The 19,270-nt window shown below is 71.2% G+C and carries 19 protein-coding genes; 8 read left to right on the top strand and 11 right to left on the bottom strand.

All coding sequences use genetic code 11. The features are described from left to right. Position 1 precedes the first annotated feature (1 nt). The gene (gene glpX, locus MBA17_RS26290) at positions 2-1,048 is read right to left on the bottom strand and encodes a class II fructose-bisphosphatase (protein ID WP_238499252.1); all 1,047 of its coding nucleotides are present in this window, start codon (positions 1,046-1,048) and stop codon (positions 2-4) included. 129 nt (positions 1,049-1,177) lie between these two features. Here glpX and MBA17_RS26285 point away from each other — a divergent pair, with 129 nt between their 5' ends. Then, positions 1,178-1,807 carry a TetR/AcrR family transcriptional regulator gene (locus MBA17_RS26285; RefSeq protein ID WP_238499251.1) on the top strand — a complete coding sequence of 210 codons (630 nt, stop codon included), beginning with the start codon at positions 1,178-1,180 and terminating at the stop codon, positions 1,805-1,807. A gap of 11 nt (positions 1,808-1,818) precedes the next feature. Then, the gene (locus tag MBA17_RS26280) at positions 1,819-2,370 is read left to right on the top strand and encodes a DUF4245 domain-containing protein (protein WP_238499250.1); all 552 of its coding nucleotides are present in this window, start codon (positions 1,819-1,821) and stop codon (positions 2,368-2,370) included. Between the two features lie 121 nt (positions 2,371-2,491). On the opposite strand, the gene MBA17_RS26275 is transcribed toward MBA17_RS26280, so the two are convergent. The 3 genes from MBA17_RS26275 to MBA17_RS26265 are packed head-to-tail and all read right to left on the bottom strand — an operon-like array spanning position 2,492 to position 5,156. After that, positions 2,492-2,722: an exodeoxyribonuclease VII small subunit gene (locus MBA17_RS26275; protein ID WP_238499249.1), complete on the bottom strand. Its 231-nt coding sequence runs from the start codon at positions 2,720-2,722 to the stop codon at positions 2,492-2,494. Positions 2,723-2,747: 25 nt separating this feature from the next. Then, the gene (gene xseA / locus MBA17_RS26270) at positions 2,748-3,959 is read right to left on the bottom strand and encodes an exodeoxyribonuclease VII large subunit (protein ID WP_238499248.1); all 1,212 of its coding nucleotides are present in this window, start codon (positions 3,957-3,959) and stop codon (positions 2,748-2,750) included. A gap of 42 nt (positions 3,960-4,001) precedes the next feature. Beyond that, positions 4,002-5,156 (bottom strand): hypothetical protein, encoded by a 1,155-nt coding sequence (locus MBA17_RS26265; protein WP_238499247.1) that lies wholly within the window; start codon positions 5,154-5,156, stop codon positions 4,002-4,004. Between the two features lie 99 nt (positions 5,157-5,255). Here MBA17_RS26265 and MBA17_RS26260 point away from each other — a divergent pair, with 99 nt between their 5' ends. Further along, positions 5,256-6,221 carry a 4-hydroxy-3-methylbut-2-enyl diphosphate reductase gene (locus tag MBA17_RS26260; RefSeq protein ID WP_238499246.1) on the top strand — a complete coding sequence of 322 codons (966 nt, stop codon included), beginning with the start codon at positions 5,256-5,258 and terminating at the stop codon, positions 6,219-6,221. 2 nt (positions 6,222-6,223) lie between these two features. On the opposite strand, the gene MBA17_RS26255 is transcribed toward MBA17_RS26260, so the two are convergent. Further along, positions 6,224-7,270, bottom strand: a complete 1,047-nt coding sequence (locus tag MBA17_RS26255; protein ID WP_238499245.1) for a LysR family transcriptional regulator — start codon at positions 7,268-7,270, stop codon at positions 6,224-6,226. 208 nt (positions 7,271-7,478) lie between these two features. On the opposite strand from MBA17_RS26255, the gene MBA17_RS26250 reads away from it, so the two are divergent. Next, positions 7,479-8,015 carry a hypothetical protein gene (locus MBA17_RS26250; protein ID WP_238499244.1) on the top strand — a complete coding sequence of 179 codons (537 nt, stop codon included), beginning with the start codon at positions 7,479-7,481 and terminating at the stop codon, positions 8,013-8,015. On the opposite strand, the gene MBA17_RS26245 is transcribed toward MBA17_RS26250, so the two are convergent. From MBA17_RS26245 to MBA17_RS26225, 5 genes are all read right to left on the bottom strand, one after another. Beyond that, on the bottom strand, positions 8,016-8,954 hold the full coding sequence (locus MBA17_RS26245; RefSeq protein ID WP_238499243.1) for a sugar kinase: 939 nt from the start codon (positions 8,952-8,954) through the stop codon (positions 8,016-8,018). It abuts the gene before it with no gap. Beyond that, complete coding sequence (locus tag MBA17_RS26240; RefSeq protein ID WP_238499242.1) at positions 8,951-9,256, bottom strand: ribonuclease E domain-containing protein; 306 nt, start codon at positions 9,254-9,256, stop codon at positions 8,951-8,953. Before MBA17_RS26240 ends, MBA17_RS26245 begins: the two co-directional genes overlap by 4 nt. Continuing rightward, positions 9,253-9,870 (bottom strand): bifunctional 4-hydroxy-2-oxoglutarate aldolase/2-dehydro-3-deoxy-phosphogluconate aldolase, encoded by a 618-nt coding sequence (locus tag MBA17_RS26235; protein ID WP_238499241.1) that lies wholly within the window; start codon positions 9,868-9,870, stop codon positions 9,253-9,255. The genes MBA17_RS26240 and MBA17_RS26235 overlap by 4 nt, the downstream gene beginning before the upstream one ends. Positions 9,871-10,119: 249 nt before the next feature. Continuing rightward, entirely contained in the window at positions 10,120-10,668 is a 549-nt protein-coding gene (locus MBA17_RS26230) for a DUF6542 domain-containing protein (RefSeq protein ID WP_238499240.1), read from the bottom strand. 56 nt (positions 10,669-10,724) lie between these two features. Then, positions 10,725-12,047, bottom strand: a complete 1,323-nt coding sequence (locus MBA17_RS26225; RefSeq protein ID WP_238499239.1) for a DNA recombination protein RmuC — start codon at positions 12,045-12,047, stop codon at positions 10,725-10,727. 78 nt (positions 12,048-12,125) lie between these two features. On the opposite strand from MBA17_RS26225, the gene ychF reads away from it, so the two are divergent. Further along, positions 12,126-13,214 (top strand): redox-regulated ATPase YchF, encoded by a 1,089-nt coding sequence (ychF, locus tag MBA17_RS26220; RefSeq protein ID WP_238499238.1) that lies wholly within the window; start codon positions 12,126-12,128, stop codon positions 13,212-13,214. A gap of 262 nt (positions 13,215-13,476) precedes the next feature. Here the strand turns inward: ychF and MBA17_RS26215 are convergent, their stop codons facing one another. Then, positions 13,477-13,785, bottom strand: a complete 309-nt coding sequence (locus MBA17_RS26215; RefSeq protein WP_238499237.1) for a hypothetical protein — start codon at positions 13,783-13,785, stop codon at positions 13,477-13,479. 570 nt (positions 13,786-14,355) lie between these two features. On the opposite strand from MBA17_RS26215, the gene MBA17_RS26210 reads away from it, so the two are divergent. The 3 genes from MBA17_RS26210 (at position 14,356) to MBA17_RS26200 (ending at position 19,268) form a co-directional block, all read left to right on the top strand. Beyond that, on the top strand, positions 14,356-15,369 hold the full coding sequence (locus tag MBA17_RS26210) for a conjugal transfer protein (RefSeq protein ID WP_238499236.1): 1,014 nt from the start codon (positions 14,356-14,358) through the stop codon (positions 15,367-15,369). Positions 15,370-15,441: 72 nt separating this feature from the next. Beyond that, positions 15,442-15,711, top strand: coding sequence for a hypothetical protein (locus MBA17_RS26205; RefSeq protein WP_238499397.1), 270 nt, complete (start codon positions 15,442-15,444; stop codon positions 15,709-15,711). Positions 15,712-15,812: 101 nt separating this feature from the next. Further along, the gene (locus MBA17_RS26200) at positions 15,813-19,268 is read left to right on the top strand and encodes a TcpE family conjugal transfer membrane protein (protein WP_238499235.1); all 3,456 of its coding nucleotides are present in this window, start codon (positions 15,813-15,815) and stop codon (positions 19,266-19,268) included. Positions 19,269-19,270: the final 2 nt, after the last annotated feature.

Below are 19,270 nucleotides of genomic sequence, written 5' to 3'. Positions count from 1 at the left end.
CTCAGCCCGCCGTGTCGAAGTTGATGGCGCTGTAGGCGCGCAGCTTCCAGAGCTGGTGCTCGCTCTCCACCTTGCGGATCGTGCCGGAACGGCCGCGCATCACCAGCGAGTGGGTGACGGCCGCGCCGCCCCGGTAGCGCACGCCGGCCATCAGCTCGCCGTCGGTGATCCCCGAGGCCGCGAAGAACACGTCGTCGGACCGGACCAGGTCGTCGGTGGTGAGCACGGTGTCCAGTTCGAGCCCGGCGTCCAGCGCGCGGCGGCGCTCCGCGTCGTCCTGCGGCCACAGCCTGCCCTGGATGACGCCGCCGAGGCACTTCAGCGCGCACGCGGCGATGATCCCCTCCGGGGTGCCGCCGATGCCGAGCATCAGATCGATGCCGGTGCCCGCCCGGGCCGCCATGATCGCGCCCGCCACGTCGCCGTCGGTGATGAACTTGATCCGCGCGCCGGTCTCCCTGATCTCCTTGACGATCCGCTCGTGCCGGGGACGGTCCAGGATGACGACGGTGACATCGGAGGCGGAGGCACCCTTCGCCCGCGCCACCGCCGCGATGTTGACCGCCACCGGAGCGTTGATGTCGACCGCCGAGGCCGCCTCCGGGCCGGTGGCCAGCTTCTCCATGTAGAACACGGCCGACGGGTCGTACATCGAGCCACGCGGGCTGACGGCGATCACCGAGATCGCGTTGGACATGCCGAGCGCGGTCAGCCGGGTGCCGTCGATGGGATCCACGGCCACGTCGCACTCCGCGCCGTGGCCGTCGCCGACCCGCTCGCCGTTGAACAGCATGGGCGCGTTGTCCTTCTCGCCCTCACCGATCACCACCACGCCGTCCATCGACACCGTGTTGATCAACTGCCGCATCGCGTGCACGGCCGCGCCGTCCGCGCCGTTCTTGTCGCCCCGGCCCACCCAGCGGGCCGCCGCCATCGCCGCGGCCTCGGTCACGCGGACGAGTTCGAGGGCGAGGTTGCGATCCGGCGCGCGTTCTCCGGTGGCGAGTTCGGCCGGCACGGCGGTCTGACCTGATGTCTGATCGGACATTGTGGAAAGCCTCTCTTTGAGAACGATCTGCGCGCTGGCACCGCGAGCGGGCGGTCTTCCAATACCGACGACTGCATCGATCGTAGTTGTCCCCTTCCCGGCGGCCTGCGGTGGATAATGTTCCCCACCATGAGTAGCGATGCGGAACGGCCGGTGACAGGCGTGACTGTACGCACCTCGGAACGGGGTGCCGCTACCCGTGTGGCGCTCCTCGAAGCCGCCAGAGAGATCTTCGTCACCAAGGGCTTCGCGGACGCGGGGGTCACCGACGTCGTGTCCAGGGCGGGCGCCAGCGTCGGCAGTCTCTACCACCACTTCTCCGGCAAGGCCGATCTCTATCTCACCCTGTTCGAGGAGTTCCAGGGCCGACAGGCGCACCGCACCAAACAGTCCGTCCAGGCGGCTCGCGCGCAGGGCGAGGGCGACCCGATGCGGCTGTTCATCGCCGGCGCCCGCGCCTACCTGGAGGGATGCCTCACCGAACGCGAGCTGTCCGCCCTCTTCCTGCGGGGCGACGGCCCGCCCGGGTTCGAAGTGATCATGCGTGACCGGCTGCGCCAGTGGGCCAAACGCAACGCCACCCTGTTCGAGGGCGACGAGGGCGCACTCGCCGTGGTGCTCACCGGCGCCCTGGCCGCCGCGGCCTCGGAGGTCTCGCTGTCCGACGACGTGGCCGCCTCGCGCAGGCTCACCGAAGACGTGCTGGCGATCATCGGTCAGATCGACCGTGCCGGTGGCACCGGCACCCAGGCGAGATAGTCTCGCCAGTCGTGCAGCGCTTCACGCAGGGATTCCTCGGCTACGCGGTCGCCTTGGCGATCTGCCTGGCCGCCATCGGGCTGTTCCTCTTCGTCACGCCGACGGGCGAACCACACGTCCCCAGGATCGACTACACCATCGACCTGAAGAACGCCGCCCGCACCGCGTCGTACGACGTGCTGGCCCCGCCCGTCCCGCCGAAGGACTGGATCCCGACCAGTTCCCGCCTGGTCAACGACAAGGGCACGGTCACCTGGCGCCTCGGCTTCGCCACCGCCGCCCGTTCGCACGCGATGCTGGCCCAGAGCGACGAGCAGCCCGCCGGCGAGTTCGCGAACCGGATGGCCAACACCGAGAAGGCCGCGGGCACCGAGCAGATCGGCGGCGTCACCTGGGAGCGGCGCTTCCGCGAGGACAAGAACCAGCGCACCCTGGTCCGGGTCACGCCCGAGGCCACCGTGGTCATCACCGGCCAGGCCGACTGGCCGGAACTCGCCACCCTCGCCGCCGCCCTGAAGCCCGCCCCCGCCGCGCCCTCGCCCACACCGGCCCCCACTTCCTGACCTGGCTGCCCAGACCTGGAACGGCCGTTGCAGTACGCCCCAGGCGGTCAGCCGGTGGCCGGGCAAGGTCGGGAACGGGGTGCGGCGCGGTGGTCGTCGGACCCTCTAGAACTCGGACCCTCTAGAACGGGGCGTCGCCCGACGGGTCGGGGTCTCTGCGATGGGCCATGGCGGCGGCGAGCTTGACCCGGGCTCCCTGCAGCCACTCCTCGCACACCGCGGACAGCTTCTCGCCGCGCTCCCACAGCTCGATCGACTGCTCCAGGGTGAGCCCGCCCGCCTCCAGCCGGCGCACCACCTCGGTCAGCTCCTCGCGCGCCTGCTCATACGAGGGCGTCTTCTCATCAGCCACACCCCCACCCTAGTGGGGGTCACCGTCACTTCCCGGCCGTGGCCGCGTGGACGGTGATCCGGTCGTCGGCGAAACGGATGGTGAGCTCGTCACCGGGGGAGACGGCCGCGGCCTGCCGTACGACGTCGCCCTGGGGGTGCTGGACGATGGCGTAGCCGCGTTCCAGGGTGGCGGCGGGGGAGAGGGAGACGAGGCGGGCGCGGAGGTGTTCGAGGGAGTCCTCGGCGCGGTCGAGCGAACCGCCCAGGCAGCGGCGGGCGCGTTCCCTGAACTGGTCGACCTGCTCGGCCCGGCGCTCGATCTCGCGGACCGGGTCGGCGAGGGAGGGGCGGGAGCGGGTCGCGGCGACCCAGGCGAGTTCGCGGTCGAGCCAGCCGCGGACCGTCCGGCGGCCCCGGTCACGGAGCTGGCGGACCAGGGTGAGCTGCTCACCGACGTCGGGCACCACCTTCTTGGCGGCGTCGGTCGGGGTGGAGGCGCGAACGTCGGCGACCAGATCGAGGAGCGGGGTGTCCTGCTCGTGGCCGATGGCGGACACCACCGGCGTACGGCAGGCGGCCACGGCTCTGACCAGCGACTCGTCGGAGAAGGGCAGCAGGTCTTCCAGCGAGCCGCCGCCCCTGGCCACGACGATCACATCGACGTCGCGGTCGGCGTCGAGCTTGTTCAGGGCCTCGGTGACCTCGGTCACGGCGTACGGCCCCTGGACGGCGACCGCCTCCACCTTGAAGCGGACGGCCGGCCACCGGCGTCTGGAGTTCTCCAGCACGTCGCGCTCCGCGGCGGAGTCGCGCCCGCAGATGAGCCCGATCGTGCCCGGCAGGAACGGCAGCCGCCGCTTGCGGTCGGCGCCGAACACCCCCTCGGCGGCGAGCACCTGGCGCAGCCGCTCCAGCCTGGCCAGCAGCTCGCCGACGCCGACGGGCCGGATCTCCAGCGCGGTGAAGGCGAAGGAGCCCTTGTTGATCCAGAAATCCGGCTTGACGTGCACGACGACACGCGCCCCGTCGGCCGGCCGGGGCACGGTCGCCTCGTAGACGCCGCGCGGGCAGGTGACCCTGCCCGAGACGTTGGCCACCGGGTCGCGCAGCGTCATGAAGACCGTGCCGCCGCGCGCGGTCAGCTCGGTGATCTGGCCTTCGACCCAGATCGTGCCGAGCTTGCCGATCCAGCCCGCGACCATCTGCAGGACGGTCCTGATCGGCAGCGGCTGCTCGGGTGAGGTCTTCTGCGCCATGCCGGGCAGCCTACGTGGCCCGGCCGACCATTCGGGTGCCGGTTACGGCGTTTCGGCGATCTTGACGAGCCTGTTCTCGTACATCTTGATGATGTTGGGCCGGTCCGTGGTGGCCTTCTCGTACGCGAGCAGCTCGTGGATCTCCTCGGCCGTCTTCCCCCTGAGCCTGGCACGCAGCGAAGCCATGCTGAGGTCGGCGTACCCGGGCATCGGCTCGGCCTTGGCGGGCTCGGCGTCCTCGACGGGCTTCACCGGCTCGGCGGCCTTCGTCGGCTCGGGCGCCTTGACCGGCTTGGCGGCCTTGACCGGCTCGGGGGCCTTGACGGGCTCGGGTGCGACGGCGGGCTCCGGGTCCACGACGGTGACCAGGGAGGGCTTGGCGGCGGCGGGTTCCGGGGTGGTGGGCTCGGGGTCCACGACGGTGGCCAGGGAGGGCGCGGCGGTGGCGGGTTCCGGGGTGGCCGGTTCCGCTGCGACGGGTTCCGCGGCGGCCGGCTCAGGAGCGGCCTCGGTGGTGGCCGGCTTGGCGGCGGCCTTGGTCCGGGGCTTGGCCGGAGCCTTGGTGGCCCGCTTGGCGGCGGGCTTGGCGGCGGGTTTGACGGCCTGCTCGGTGGCCGAGCCGGCGGCTTGTTCGGTGGCCGAGTCGGCGGCGGGCGCGGTGGCCGGGCTGGCAGCGGGCTCGGTGGCGGGCGTGGTGGTCAGGGTGGCGGCCTGCTCGGTGGCCGGGTTGGCGGCGGGCTCGGTGGCCGGGGTGGGTTCCGGGGTGGCCGGGCCTGCGGCGGGTTCGGCGGGGGTGTCGGTGACGGGCGTCACGGTCGCGGACGGCTCCGGCTGGAGGATCACGGGCTCGACGCGGTCGCCGGTCCCGTTGGGCGCGGCGGGCTCGTCGTCCTTCGCCGGCCGGGGCGCGAAGATGACCGGCGCGCGGCGCTCGGCCTTCGGCTCGTCCTCGGTCGTCTGGGGAAGCTGCTCGACCGCGGACGGCTTCGCGGCCTCGTCCTTCTCGTCCTGCGAACCCTTCCCCTTGATCTTGTTGCGGAAGCGGTCGCCAAGCAAAAGCACCTGGCCGACTCCGCTGAGGGCGGTCTGCAGCATGTGAAGCGGCAGGTCCTTGGCCTTCTCCTTGAGCCCGTCGCGATCGGAGAACGTATCTTTCACGCTCTTGGCAACGTTGCGGACTACGTCAGGTAGAGACATGCCGACTCCTTGGGAGGTCTGTGAACGGCCAGTCTGGCAAAGACTGGCCCATCAGGCACGCGCACGAAGGTCAGCGTGCACTCCACGTAGCATGGAACCATGACGACACAGACCCCCGCGACCCGACGCGTACTCGTGGCCAAGCCTCGTGGTTACTGCGCTGGGGTTGATCGTGCTGTCCAGGCGGTTGAGAAGGCGCTCGACCAGTACGGCGCGCCGATCTACGTACGCAAGCAGATCGTGCACAACACCCATGTCGTCAGAACCCTTGAGGAGCGGGGCGCCATCTTCGTGGAGGAGACCGAAGAGGTGCCCGAGGGCGCGATCGTCGTCTTCTCGGCGCACGGCGTCGCCCCGGCCGTCCACGAGGAGGCCGCGCAGCGAAGCCTGCGCACGATCGACGCGACCTGCCCGCTGGTCACCAAGGTGCACAACGAGGCCAAGCGCTTCGCCGCCAAGGACTACGACATCCTGTTGATCGGCCACGAGGGTCACGAGGAGGTCGAGGGCACGGCGGGTGAGGCGCCCGATCACATCCAGCTCGTCGACGGTCTCGACGGTGTCCAGCAGGTCGGCGTCCGTGATCCGAAGCGGGTGGTGTGGTTGTCGCAGACGACCCTGTCGGTCGACGAGACCAACGAGACGGTGACCCGCCTGCGCGAGCGCTTCCCCAACCTGATCGATCCGCCGAGCGACGACATCTGCTACGCGACGCAGAACCGCCAGGTGGCGGTGAAGGAGATCGCCGCGCAGTCGGAGCTGGTGATCGTGGTCGGTTCCACCAACTCCTCCAACTCCAAGCGCCTGGTCGAGGTCGCCCTCGACGCGGGCGCGAAGGCGTCCTACCTGGTCGACGACGCCTCCTTCGTCGAGGACGGCTGGCTCGACGGCGTCACGACGGTGGGCGTCACGAGCGGCGCGTCGGTTCCCGAGGAACTGGTCGCCGCGGTGCTCGCCCGGCTGGCCGGGTCCGGGTACGACGCCGTGGAGGAGGTCGAGTCGGTGCCCGAGAGCGTCCAGTTCGCCCTGCCCCACGAGCTCAGGCGCGACCTGCGGGCGGGCTGACCTCAGGCGTCCGGGGTGTGGCCGGTCTCGGCCACCTCCCGGCGCAGGGCGTCCCAGAGTAGGTTGAGCGGGTGGTCCGGCTCGTAACGGTCGCGCTCCCCCTTGCGGGCGAAGACGGCCGAGACCATCTCCAGCTTGGGCTCGGTGTCGTGGGCCAGTTCGATGATCCGGAGATCGGAGTCCTCGACCGCCCGCCGTCCCAGCGTGCGCGTGACGATCATGCAGCCGCGGGCCAGCTGTGAGCGCATCAACGCCATGCCGTACTGCACGTCGTCGATGTCCGCCACGATGTGCAGCTGCCGGCGGAAGTCGGGCCCGTACCACTGGTTCAGGAAGTCGGCGATCAGCCCGCTGGCCGGCACGATCAGCGGCAAGTCCGCCAGCCTGCTCACCGGCACGCCCGCCGTGGGCAGTTCGACGGCGGACAGGTTGGTCAGCAGCACGGGGCTGCCGCGCCGCCACTCCATGACGTCGTACTTGTCGTGCCGCGTGCTGTCCCCGACCGGCGACACGACGCTGCCGCACAGCAGGTCCACCTGCCCCGCCTCCAGCCGTGGCCAGAAGTCCTTGGTGCGCACGTGCGTGAGCCGGAATTCGATCTCGCGGCTGAGGAACTCCGCCGAGAGCCGCTCCCAGGCCCGCGCGAGGATCCACAGGGTGTGCTCGGTCGTGCCGACCGTGAGGGTCCTGCCCGTACGGCGGCGCGAGGCGTGGATCTCCTCCAGCCACTCCCCGAGGGTACGGCGGGCGGCCTCGACCACCATCTCGCCGGTCGGGGTGAACAGGAAGTCCTTGCCCCTGCCCTGTTTGGTCACCAGCATCTCGCCGCAGAGCCGCTGGAAGTTGCGGTTGAGCGTGTCGACCTGCTTCTGGACGCTCGACTGCTCCCTGCCCAGGGTCCGCGCGGCGTGCAGGGCGGAGCCGCTCTCGCGGACGACGATCAGGGTGCGGAGCTGGTCGAGCGTGGTGTCGAGCAGCGCGGGCGGGCACCGCAGGAGTTCGGCTAGCGGGTCGCCGGTCGGCACCAGTGTTGGGGGGCGGGGGGACATGGTGGCTCCCTGGTGTTCGTCGGGCGTCGATGTTCGTCGGGACAGCTCAGCGGGAACTGATCGCATTTCACGGTGAAATTATCCGGAGATGTTCTCCGGTTTGGCTGACAGCCCTTGCAGGACGGTAGAACACTCTCCTTCGTCCTCAGGAGGTTCCACGCAATTCGGCTCGATTCAGCTCGATTCGAGTCACTGAAGGAGTTTCACCGTGAACGCACACCAGCTATCCGCACCGCCGCACCCCGTCGCGGACCCCCGAACACCCGGGACGCTGAAATCAGGCGTCATCCTCATCGTCGTGGCCGCCCTGTCGGGCATCGGCGCCCTCGTCGTCATCCTCAGCGGCGGCAAGGAGATGCTGCGCCCGGTGCTCGACGAGATCCTCAAGCGTGAGCTGGCCGGCACCGGCGTGGGGGCCGGAGACCTCGGCGGCGCGCTGGTCGAGGCCGCACTCGCCGACGCGTACGGCACGCTCGCCGCCCGCGGCTACATCTTCACCTTCGTCGGCGTCATCTTCCTGCTCCTGGCCGCCTTCATCTGGGGCCGCAGGAACTGGGCCAGGATCACCTTCTCCATCTTCAGCCTCATCGGCCTCGGACTCTGGCTGCTCGACCTGGCCGACGACGGCCCCGGCATCCTGAAGGCGCTCGACGGCGTCGCCCTGGTCGCCACGCTGGTCGCCATCGTGCTGATCTGGCTCGGTCCCTCCAACCGGGCGGTCAGGGCCCGGAAGGAGGCCCGCTGATCAGCGGACCGTCTCGCCTTCCGCCAGGCTGAGGAGGCCGAGCTCCGCGCGGGTCGGCAGCCCGTGCCAGTCGCCGTGTGAGGCCACCGCGAACGCGCCGAGGGTGACGGCCCGGTCGAGGCGTCCGGGGAGGGGCAGCCCGTCGAGCACCCCGGACAGATAACCGGCGACGAAGGCGTCTCCCGCCCCCACCGTGCTCGCCACCGGCACCCGCCGAGCGGGCACCTTGACCGGCTCACCGTCGGTCCACGCCTCGGCACCACCGGGACCGTGCTTGACGACGACCTCCGGAATCTCCGAGACTCCCGCCCGGCCCCCCACGACGGGCAACTCGTCCTCCGAGGCGATCAACAGGTCGACGTACGGCAGCAGCCGGCCGAGCGCCGCCGCGGCGGTCTCGACGTCCCACAGCCGGGACCGGTGGTTGACATCGAGGCTCACCATGGCGCCCGACGCCTTGGCCAGCCGTACGGCGTGCTCGACGGTGGCGAGCGGGCCCGGGCCGAGCGCGGGGGTGATCCCGGTGAGGTGCAGCACCCGGGGCGGATCGGCGAGGGCGGCGTCGGCGTCGGCGGGAGAGAGGGTGGAGCCGGCGGAGTGCGCGCGGTAGTAGTGCACGCGGGTGATGTCGGCGATCCGGCTCTCCTGGACGAGCAGGCCGGTCGGCCGGGTGGCGTCCACGCGGACGGTGCCGACGTCCACGCTCTCCGCCCGCAGCGTGCGTGCCACGAGCAGGCCGAACTCGTCGTCGCCGAGCACACCGGCCCAGCGCACCGAGTGCCCCAGCCTGGCGAGCCCGATCGCCACGTTGGACTCCGCGCCCGCCACGGTCAGCGAGAGCGAGCCGCCCAGCCGCAACGGACCCTGTCCGTGCAGCGAGGCCATCGACTCGCCGATCGTGGTGACCTCGACCACCCGGTCGTCCTCAGGGGCGGTCACGCGATCACCCGGTCGTCCTCAGGGGCGGTCACGCGGCCACCGATATTCGCGGGGGCGGTCGCGTGAGCAGCGACGATCAGCGGGGCGGCCGGGTGAGCACCAGCGATCAGCGGGGCGGTCGTGTGAGCAGCGGCGATTACCGGGGCGGCCGGGTGAGCGCCAGCGGTCAGTGGGGCGGTCGTGTGAGCAGTGGTGACCACCGGGACGGCCGGGTGAGCAGTGGCGACGAACGGGGCGGCCGGGTGAGCGGTGGTGGCGGCCCGGGGGTTCGGGTGATCGCCCGGGGCGGGGTGCGCGGTCACGCGACCACCTCCATGAAGGAACGGGCGCGCTCGCGCAGCGCCTTCAGGTCGCCGCCGTGCGGCGCGTCGCCGACGAGGGGCGAACCGACGCCCACGGCGAGCGCACCCGCGTCGAGGTACGGCCGGACCTGGTCGGCACGGACGCCGCCGACGGGCACCAAGGGGATGTCGGGGAAGGGATCGCGCAGTGCCGCGAGGTGCGCGGGACCGCCCAGCGAGGCCGGGAAGATTTTCACGGCGGTCGCCCCGGCCGCCGCCGCGTGCCACACCTCGGTCGGGGTCAGCGCGCCCGCCAGCACGGGCACGCCCAGCTCCACGCAGCGCAGGGCGCCCGGCCCGAGCGCCGGTGTGACGGCGAACGTCGCTCCGGCGGCCACGGCGGCGTCCGCGTCGGTGACGGTCATCACCGTGCCCGCGCCCAGCGCGACCCGGTCACCCACGGCGTTCGCCAGCCTGCCGATCACCTGCAGCGCGTCGGCCCCGGTCAGAGAGACCTCCAGGACGTCGATCCCCTCCTCCACGAGCGCCAACCCAGCCTGGAACGACGCCTCGGCGTCGCGTCCTCTGATGATCGCGACCAGCCGTCTGTCACGCAGAATGTCGAGAAGGTCCATGGCCACACTCTGCCAAGCACCCCTTGCGTGCTGACACACGGGGCTCCATCAGAAGCGTTTCGTCGGAAGTGTTCCGTCGGGGGTTGCCCGGCATGCGTCGTCTTCTCAAGCGGCGGTCCGTCGGGAGCTGCGGACCTCGGCCGTTCGTTGAAGCGATCCGTCACGGTTGTCCGTCGTGCACGGCCTTCGTGCACTGCCGCCGTGAACCGTCCGCCGGGGGCTGTCCGCCGTGGGCCGTCGGTCAGGCGGTCATCGTGGGTGTCCGTCGCCGGAGGACTGGCGGTCGGTGGCGTCGCGCGGCGTGCCGTACACCGTGGGCTCGAAGTAGCCCTCGGGCTCGGGGGCGAAGGCCTCGTCGTCGCTGATGCGGGGGCGTGGCACCTCGGCGCCGGGGCGGGCGGAGCGCAGGTCGTCGCGGAGGTCGCGGACGTTGGCGGGCAGGCCGCGTCGCAGGGCGACGGCGAGGACCAGGGCGGAGCCGCCGAAGAGCCACGGAGCGCCGGTCGAGAGCTCGGTGAACATGCCCAGCCCGAACGTCTGCACCATCGAGTCGGCGCCCAGCGCGCGGACCGTCACCCCGATCAGCGTCGCGACGAAGTAGATCAGCGGCGGTGTGACCACCAGCGACAGCAGGTCACGCGGGTTGACCAGGAGAACCCCGGCCAGGCAGCCCGCCACGAACGTGGCGCCCGCGGCGACCGGCGAACCGGTGAGGCCGCCGATCGCGTTGCCCAGCAGCGCGACGACCAGGATGACCGCGATGGCGCCACGGGCAGTGAGTTTGAAAACGAGCTTCATGGCCGCCCCCCTCGAAGCCAACCGTTCGCCCATCCAGTGTGCGACCAGACCGGGCATCAGGACAGGTCATTGGCCAACTTACCGTTCAGACGCGGGAGGGGAGGCGAGGTTCCGCCGTCTCCTTCCACCAGCTCAGGGGTCGCCAGGGTGCGCGGAAGGTCCTCGATCATCTGCGGCTGCTCCAGCTCCCCGTCCACTACGCCCAGGTCGTTCAGCTTTCTGGCGGTGACCATGACACGGCTCTCCAGCGACCCGACCGTCTTGTTGTAAGCCTCGACGGCGCGGCTCAGCGTCCGGCCCAGTGTGTCGACGTTGCGGCCCATCGAACCCAGCCGCTCGTAAAGCTCCTTGCCCAGTTCGAACACCGCCCGCGCGTTCTCGGTGAGCGCCGCCTGCTGCCAGGCGTAGTGCGCGGTGCGCAGGATCGTGATCAGCGTGGTCGGGGTCGCGATGTGCACGCGCTTGTTCATCGCGTGTTCGAGCAGGGCGGGATCGCGCTCCAGCGCCGGGGCGAGGAACGCCTCGCCCGGGATGAACAGCACCACGAACTCGGGGGTGGGGCTGAAAGACTGCCAGTAGTTCTTCGCCGAGAGCCGGTCGACGTGGTCGCGCACGTGCCTGGCGTGCGCGTCGAGCCGCGCGGTCTGCACGCCGGGGTCGGTGGCCTCCGCGGCCTCCAGGTAGGCGGCCAGCGACACCTTGGAGTCGACGATGATGTTCTTGCCGCCGCTCAGCCTGATCACCATGTCGGGGCGGATCACCCCGTCGGCCGTCGTCGCGCTCGCCTGCTCGTCGAAGTCGCAGAAGCGCGACATGCCGGCGATCTCCGCCACCCTGCGGAGCTGCAACTCGCCCCAGCGTCCCCTGGCCTCCGGCCGTTGCAGCGCCCTGACCAGCGCGCCCGTCTGCGTGCGCAGCTGATCGGAGCTCTGCCGTACGAACTCGATCTGTTTGGTCAGCTCGGCCTGGGCGGTGCGCTGCCCCAGCTCGCTGTCCCGCAGTTGCGACTCGACCCTGGCGAGGGTCTCCTTGAGCGGGCCGATCATCAGCTCGACCGCCTGCTTGCGCTGTTCCATCTCCCCGGCCGCCTCCGCCCGCGTGGTCGCGAAGCGGGTCTCGGCCAGTTCGAGGAAGCGCAGATTGTTGACGTCGAGCGCGCGGGTCGACAGGGCCTGGAACCGCTCGGTGAGCTGCCCCTCCATGTAGACGACCTTCTCCTCCGCCGCGTGGGCGCGGGCCTCGGCGGTGGCGACCCGGGAGGAGGCGTCCGCGGCGGCCGTAGCCGCCTTGGCCCGGGCGAAGGCGAAGCCGATCGCGAAACCGGCGGCGAGTCCTACGGCGAGTTGGAGGGCAAGCACCGTGACGTCCACGCTAGGCATGATCCCAGCCTGTGCGCCATGAGGCTCACCGACACGCCTGTCCGCAGCAGTCGGCCATGCCCCGTAAACTCAGCGGACGTGAGCCTGAGCATCGGCATCGTCGGCCTGCCCAACGTCGGCAAATCAACGCTTTTCAACGCGCTGACCAAGAGCGGCAACGCCTTGGCGGCCAACTATCCCTTCGCCACCATCGAGCCCAACGTGGGCGTGGTGGGCGTGCCGGATCCGCGGCTGGGGAAGCTGGCCGAGATCTTCGGCTCCGCGAAGATCCTGCCCGCGAAGGTCGAGTTCCTCGACATCGCCGGCCTGGTGCGCGGCGCGTCCGAGGGGCAGGGGCGGGGTAACCAGTTCCTCGCCAACATCCGTCAGACCGATGCGATCTGCCAGGTCATCCGGGTCTTCAACGACCCCGACGTGACCCATGTCGACGGCGATGTGTCACCCGCCCGCGACATCGAGACGATCAACACCGAGCTGATCCTGGCCGACCTCCAGACCCTGGAGAAGGCGTTGCCGCGCCTCGCCAAGGAGGCCAAGTTCAACAAGGACCGCAAGGCGATGGTCGAGGCCGCCGAGGCCGCGGTCAAGCTCCTCGACACGGGCACCACCCTGTACGCCGGGGCCAAGCCCGCCGGGATCGACCCCGCCGACCTGCGCGAACTGCACCTGCTCACCGCCAAGCCGTTCCTCTACGCCTTCAACCTCGACGCCGACGAGCTGATCGACGCCGAGCTGCGTGACCGTCTGTCGGCCATGGTGGCTCCCGCCGAGGCCGTCTTCCTCGACGCCAAGATCGAGTCGGAGCTCGTCGAGCTGGGCGACGAGGAGGCCCTGGAACTGCTCCAGTCGGTGGGTCAGGAGGAGTCCGGCCTGTCGCAGCTCGCCAGGATCGGCTTCGAGACCCTCGGCCTGCAGACCTACCTGACGGCCGGCCCCAAGGAGGCCAGGGCCTGGACCATCCGCAAGGACGCCACCGCCCCCGAGGCCGCCGGGGTCATCCACACCGACTTCCAGCGCGGCTTCATCAAGGCCGAGATCGTCTCCTTCGACGAGCTCGTGGAGGCCGGCTCGATGGCCGCCGCCCGCTCCGCCGGAAAGGCCCGCATCGAGGGCAAGGAGTACGTCATGCGCGACGGCGACGTGGTGGAGTTCCGCTTCAACGTCTGAGACCGTGTGCCCGCGCCTGAGGCGGCACGGGTGCCGGAACCGATGATCCCGGCCGCCCGGTGCCGACCGTGTTCTGCCGTGAGCTGCCCCTGCCGTCGCTGCCCGCGCGGCTCCCGGCCACGGTCGTGATCGTGGACGCCGGATCCCGTCTGGGAGGCGAGGCCGGCATGCGGCCCTGGATGGCCGCGGAGCCGAGAAGCGTTTCTGGTTCTCGATGTACTCCTCGATGATCGATAGGGTGCGCCGGCAGCGCGGCGCTTGTTCAGCGACCGGTGGCCAGGGGGAGCAGCGTGCAGTCGTATCCGACGACCGCCGTGGGCACGCTGGCGTGCCCGCCCTGTGTGCACCTGATGCGCAGGGGTTGCACGCGGGAGGCGAGGATCGACTCTCCCCTGAACCCGCCGTTGGTCACGGCTCCGGGGGACGCCGTGCAGTTGCCGCTGATGCGCGTCGTGGCCGGGTCGCCGCCCAGGAGGTCGCAGGTGTAGGTGGGAGGCGCGGCGGCCTGGGCCGGAGCGGCGAGCAGAGCCGCGCACGCGAGGACGACGGTGGTGAGGGCGATCCGGCGCATGGATGAACCTTCCCGAAACTGACGGTGTCGTGCAGGGCTGCCGCGGAAGACGTGATCGCCACCCCGGAGGGCGGGCGCACCACGCTTCCACCATGCGATCATATGCTCAGTGTCACGGATGTTAAACTCAGAGTAATCAAAGGTGTGTGTGGAGCGGTCCGCGGCGGGTACTCTGTGCCAGTGGGCGATCATGGATGCCCCTCCCGGCGGGCCGTACGCTCGGCGGGGTGGGCTGGAGGGCGGGCGTGGTGACTCTTTGTGATCGCTTAGGTGCATCAGTGCAGGTCGCGACAGTGCGACAGCGGTGGGGACAGGAAGTCCTGACCGTTAGGTAATCGAAGGCCCCTCTGGCCTGGGCGTAACCTGCTTTTTCGGTCTGATGAGCAGGTCTACGGCGCTGCAGACGAGGAAGACCCGGTTTGCTCGGTTAGGGTGATGACTGCAGCATGGGCGTGGCTTTCCTGGAAGAATTGGCGGGGCCGCTAGGGTGAATGCTTCACCACCGATAACGGGATCGAGAGTAAGACGACACCGCGCCATGCCGGGGGGATCGGCGCGAGCGGAGGCGTGATGGCTCGAAGGTCGATCGTCCAGCAGGATCCTCGGATCCCTGGCGACCCTGAGCTGTCGGCATACCCCGAGTCCGGCGGCGCCGAAGGCGTTTCGGGGCGAGGGCGTGCCGCGCCCCGTCGTGGCCGCTGGTCCGGCGGTGGCGGGCGATGGCTGGTGTGGACCGGCCGGGCCGTGCTCTGGGCGCTGATCATCGTCATCGTGGTCAATGGAGTCCGCGCGCCATTCGAGCGTTTCACCCAAGCCAACACGACGGGCGGCCCGGGGGCCTCGCCCACGGATTCCGGATTTCCCGCCGACCGCGCATCCTCATTCGCGAACCAATTCGCCGCCGCTTATCTGAATTTCAACGGAAGCCGTCCCGAGGAAAGGGCCGGGAGGCTGGCGCCATTTCTTCCCGACGGCGCGGAGGCGCAGTTCGGGTGGGACGGCTTCGGCCAGATGTCCGCCGGCGCCATCCAGCCGTACGGTGTGGAGGTGATCGACGCGCGTAACGCCGTGGTGTCGCTCGTCTTCCAGGCGGGCAACCGGCGCATGCTGCTGTCGGTGCCGATCCACTTCTCCGACGGCGACTTCGTCGTCTCCGGCAGGCCGGGCATCCTCCCCGCGCCGGGAAAGGCGGGCCTGCCGCAGCCGGCGGAGCCCGACCGCGACGACGCCACGGAGGACGAGCTGCGCATCCAGCTCGACGGGTTCTTCAAGGCGTACGCGGAGGGCGACACCGTCCAGCTGCAGCGTTACGTGGCGGTCGGCGAGACACTCGACAGCTTCGGCGGGGCCTTCAACTTCGCCCAGCTCAAGGACGTCGTGGTGCCACCTGGTGGCACCACGCGAGAGGTCACCGCAGTGGTCCTGTGGGAGGTGCCGACCGGGAGCACCGCGTCTCCCGAGCCCTCACCGGACCCCAGCGCGGTGGGCGGCAAGCTCGAACAGGAATACCGTCTCACCGTGGAAAAGCAGGGTGACAAGTGGTTCGTCAAGGACATCCGCGGCGCCAGCCGGTCCGCGGGGTGAGCCGATGACGGATCCAGGCCCGTCGGCGGCCGATCGATTCCCCCGGGAGGATGGAAATTGACCCTGACCACCATGGTGCTGAGCGCGTTAGAACTCGCCACGCCCTCAGCCCCTCCCGAAGGTCCGGACACCGCAGGCCTCGCCGAGGCTCTTCGGGGCTTCTTCGCCCCGTTGTTCCTGGTGATCGTGTCGGTCGTCGCGCTTTTCTTCCTCTTCACGCGCGAGATCACGAGGTTCGTTCAGTTCATCGTTCTCGCGATCGCCATCGGAGTGATCTTCTACGTGCCCAACATCATCGAGGTGACGGCGAAGGCGATCGCGGGGGCTCTGGGCATCCAATGAGGGTTGGGACCCGGTCCGCGCGGTGATTGAAGGTACGGGTGCCGCGAGCGTACGGGGCTCGGCCGGTGACCACAGGCCCGAGGGGCAGAGAGGAGGACTGCGTGGATCTGCCCACGTATACCAACATCTGGCGAATTGAGAAGCGGCTTTACAAGCTTTATGACCTCCGGCTCCCCATGCCGCTCCCGATTGTCTGGATCGGTGTCTTCGTGGGCGTCCTCGCGCCGTGGTCGTTCCTGCTCTGGCTCGTGGGGGTGCCCTTCGCGGCCCCCTGGCACGTGGTCTACCTGGTCCCGCCCGGCATCGTGACGTGGCTCTCCACCCGTCCGGTCATCGAGAGCAAGAGGCTCAACGAGCTTCTCGAGTCACAGGTCCGCTACCTGGGGGAGCCGCGTACCTGGTGCCGCATGGCCCCCGACGCCGAGCCCGCCGAGGTCGCCTTCGTCGGCCGTGTCTGGCGCTCCACCGCCGAGCCCGCCCGGGCCAAGGCCAGCCGTAAGGCCCGCCACGCGGCCACGACCCGCCGCACCGAGCGCGTGACCCCCGCCGGTCCCCGTCAGGTCCGCCCCGTGGTCGCCGCCGCCGCGGCCGCCGTCACGGCAAGCCCCGCCGCCGCGCAGAGCACCCTCCCGACCCAGCAACGCATGGCCTGGGGTACGGCCCGCGCACCCCGGCGAGGCACCGCTCCCGCCCTCAATCCCGTCTCCGCCGCCGACCCCGCCGTTCCGCGCTCCCGGCAGGGCCTGGTCGCCCGTCCGGTCGCAGCCTCCGCGGCGTCGTCGCCGGCCACTGCCGCCGCCCACTCTCCGGTGAGCGCGGCCTCCGCTTCGCCGGCCACCAATTCGCCGGCCATCGCCGGGCCGCTCGCCTCGACGGCCTCCTCGACCGGCTTGCCGTCACGATCCTTCCCGTTGTCGGTCGACCCGCCGCCGAGCGAGCCGGCCGTACCCGAGCCGGTCGCGTTCGAGCCGGTCGCGTTCGAGCCGGTTGCTTTCGAGCCGGTCGGTCATGTGCCCGCCGGGGAGAAGCCGGTCGCGTTCGAGGCGGTCGGATATGTGCCCGTCGCCGGCGAGCCCGGCGCACGAGAGCCGGTCGCGAGTGAGCAGGCCGTACGGGGGCAGGTGCACGAGCCGGTCCGGTCCGAGGCACCCGAGGGGACGGCCGCCGCCGACACGACGCCGGCGGCGCGAGCCCTCCACGCCGATCCGGTGCGGGCGAGGTCCGAGGGGCGGGCTGCGGACCCCTCGGCGTCCGATCGTCATGAGATGCACGCTCAGGAGGGCCCCGGGGTCGCCGCTCCGGCTCCCGCCGCTTCCGCCGCTGCTTCTGCCGTCCCCGCGGCGCCGATCGGGGCGGAGGCGCTGCGGCGCCTGCGCAGGCTGGCGGCTTCCGTGGAGACCGGCGACGCCGTCCCCGAGGGCCACGCGGACGACGCGCAGGAGCACCACCGGCGTGGCCGGCCGCCCCAGCCGGTTTCACGCGTGCCCGACGCCCAGCGCGTATGGCCGCCAGACTCCGCCGAGGGCGCGGATCACGCGCCTGAGCCTTCGCGCCAGGCCGCGGCCACGCGGAGCCCGAATCAGGAGGACCCGGAGACCCGGGCGACCGGCGCTCCCGGACATCCGGTCGCTCCCGCGGCCCAGACGAGCCCGCAGCCGGAAGTTCGGCGGCCGGAGGCCTCGCCGGTGGAAGGTGTCCCGGGGGATGCCGGTGTTCAGGTGCCGGATGCCTTCGGGCGTTCTGTCGCCCCTGCGGTCAAGACGAGTCCGGAGCCGGAGGCTTCCCCGGTGGAAGGTGCTCCGGAGGATGCCGGTGCCGCTCAGGTGCCGGATGTTCCCGGGCGGTCTGTCGTTCCAGGGGCTCAGGTGCCGGTGGTTCGGCGGTCGGAGACCTCGCCGGAGGATGCCGGTGCGGGTCAGGTGCCGGATGCCGCTGGGCGTCCTGTCGCTCCGGCGGCTCAGCCCGGGGGCCGGGGGCCGGGCGGTGGGCGGCCGGTGGGTTCGCCGAATCCAGATCGTGCTCGTCCGGCGCGGCTGCCGGATGTCCTCGGGCGTCCCGTCGCCCCGGCGGCTCAGGCCGGCCAGGTGCCAGGTGCCGGACGACCGGGCGCGACGCCGGTGCCGGGGGCCGCGGGTCCGCCCCGGGAACAGGACATCCCCACACGTCCCGTCGCTCCGGCGGCGCGGACCGAGCGCGGAGCGCGTGTCACGGGCGCCCGGCGGGCGGAGGCTCCGGCCCTCCCGGCGATGACCGGTTCGGAGGGTGCGTCGGAGTCCTCGGTGAGGTCGGGGCCGTGGGGCGAGACGGCCGGGCCCGCGCGTCCGAGGCGTGCGGCGGCGGAAGCCGATGGTCCGGGCGAGGCAGGTTCGAGGCGTCCGGCGGCGGACGCCGCAGGACTGCGTGAGTCCGTGGATCCGAGGCGTCCGGCGGCGGAGGCGGCAGAGGCGGCAGGACTGCGTGAGGCCGTGGATCCGAGGCGTGCGGCGGCCGAATCCGCGGAGCCGCCGGCCGGAGCCGGCCGTGAGGTGGCCGAGGAGCCGGGGACGCGGGTGTCGATCCGGGCGGTGCCGCGCGGCGCGGCCGGGCCGGTGGTGCCGGTGGCCGACCCGCCGGCGAGAGGCGGAAAGGTACGCCGGGTGGAGTCGGTCGTGGGCCGGGACACCTCGGGCGGCTGGCGGCGGCTGGCCCAGGTGGTCATCGGGTCCGGCGGGAGCCGTACCGACGGGTCGGAGATCGACGAGGCGCGGGCGCGGGCGGTGTTCGGCGGGAGCCGGCGGGTCGTCGTGCTGGGCTGCACGGGCGGCGCGGGGCAGACGACGACGGCGCTGATGCTCGGCCACACCTTCGCGGAGTACCGCGACGACCGGGTGCTCGCGGTGGACGGCAACACCGGCGACAACACGCTGACCAGCAGGATCCAGGCCGACTCGCCGGAGACCCTCAGCTCGCTGCTGGCGGGGATCGACCACGTCAGCGGATATCTGAGCATGCGGTCCTACACGACCCGCTCGGCTTCGGGCCTGGAGGTGATCGGGTCCGACACCGACGCGGGCGCGGAGCAACGGCTGGCCGACCGCACGCTGTTCTCCGACCGGCGTCTCGGCCAGACCATGGATCTGCTCGACCGGCACTACAAGCTGGTCGTGGTCGATCCGGCGGCGGCGCTGGCCGCCCGGGTCCTGCCGTACGCGGATCAGCTGGTGCTGGTGGTCCCGGCGAGCGAGGACGGTCCCGATGCCGTTGCCATGACTTATGAATGGCTTGACGGACACGGCTGCGCGGAGCTTCGCCGACGCGCGATCATGGTGGTCAACGGTGTGAGCCGGCGCAGCATGAGTGATGTGGAGCAGGCGGAGGCGGTGGCGAGGGGACGATGCCGGGCGATCGTACGGGTGCCGTGGGAGGACGATCTGGCTCCGGGAAGCCCCGGCCCGATCGAGCCGGCCCAGTTGCGTGCCGCCGGGCGCAGGGCCTACCTGGCTCTCGCCGGCGTGGTGGTCGCCGGCTTCACCACACCGCACACGGCCAGGCGCGACGAGGAGGAAGTGGCCCAGTGACC

The organism is Dolomitihabitans soli (assembly GCF_022213955.1).
In the GTDB taxonomy this organism is placed as follows: Bacteria; Actinomycetota; Actinomycetes; order Streptosporangiales; family Streptosporangiaceae; genus Streptosporangium_A; species Streptosporangium_A soli.
This window is presented reverse-complemented; position numbering and strand designations above follow the sequence as displayed.

Coding starts and splice junctions, on each gene's coding strand:
- glpX (WP_238499252.1), bottom strand. CDS start 1,048: ATGTCCGATCAGACATCAGGTCAGACCGCCGTGCCGGCCGAACTCGCC.
- MBA17_RS26285 (WP_238499251.1), top strand. CDS start 1,178: ATGAGTAGCGATGCGGAACGGCCGGTGACAGGCGTGACTGTACGCACC.
- xseA (WP_238499248.1), bottom strand. CDS start 3,959: ATGGCGCAGAAGACCTCACCCGAGCAGCCGCTGCCGATCAGGACCGTC.
- MBA17_RS26265 (WP_238499247.1), bottom strand. CDS start 5,156: ATGTCTCTACCTGACGTAGTCCGCAACGTTGCCAAGAGCGTGAAAGAT.
- MBA17_RS26260 (WP_238499246.1), top strand. CDS start 5,256: ATGACGACACAGACCCCCGCGACCCGACGCGTACTCGTGGCCAAGCCT.
- MBA17_RS26255 (WP_238499245.1), bottom strand. CDS start 7,270: ATGTCCCCCCGCCCCCCAACACTGGTGCCGACCGGCGACCCGCTAGCC.
- MBA17_RS26235 (WP_238499241.1), bottom strand. CDS start 9,870: ATGGACCTTCTCGACATTCTGCGTGACAGACGGCTGGTCGCGATCATC.
- MBA17_RS26230 (WP_238499240.1), bottom strand. CDS start 10,668: ATGAAGCTCGTTTTCAAACTCACTGCCCGTGGCGCCATCGCGGTCATC.
- MBA17_RS26225 (WP_238499239.1), bottom strand. CDS start 12,047: ATGCCTAGCGTGGACGTCACGGTGCTTGCCCTCCAACTCGCCGTAGGA.
- MBA17_RS26215 (WP_238499237.1), bottom strand. CDS start 13,785: ATGCGCCGGATCGCCCTCACCACCGTCGTCCTCGCGTGCGCGGCTCTG.
- MBA17_RS26210 (WP_238499236.1), top strand. CDS start 14,356: ATGGCTCGAAGGTCGATCGTCCAGCAGGATCCTCGGATCCCTGGCGAC.
- MBA17_RS26205 (WP_238499397.1), top strand. CDS start 15,442: ATGGTGCTGAGCGCGTTAGAACTCGCCACGCCCTCAGCCCCTCCCGAA.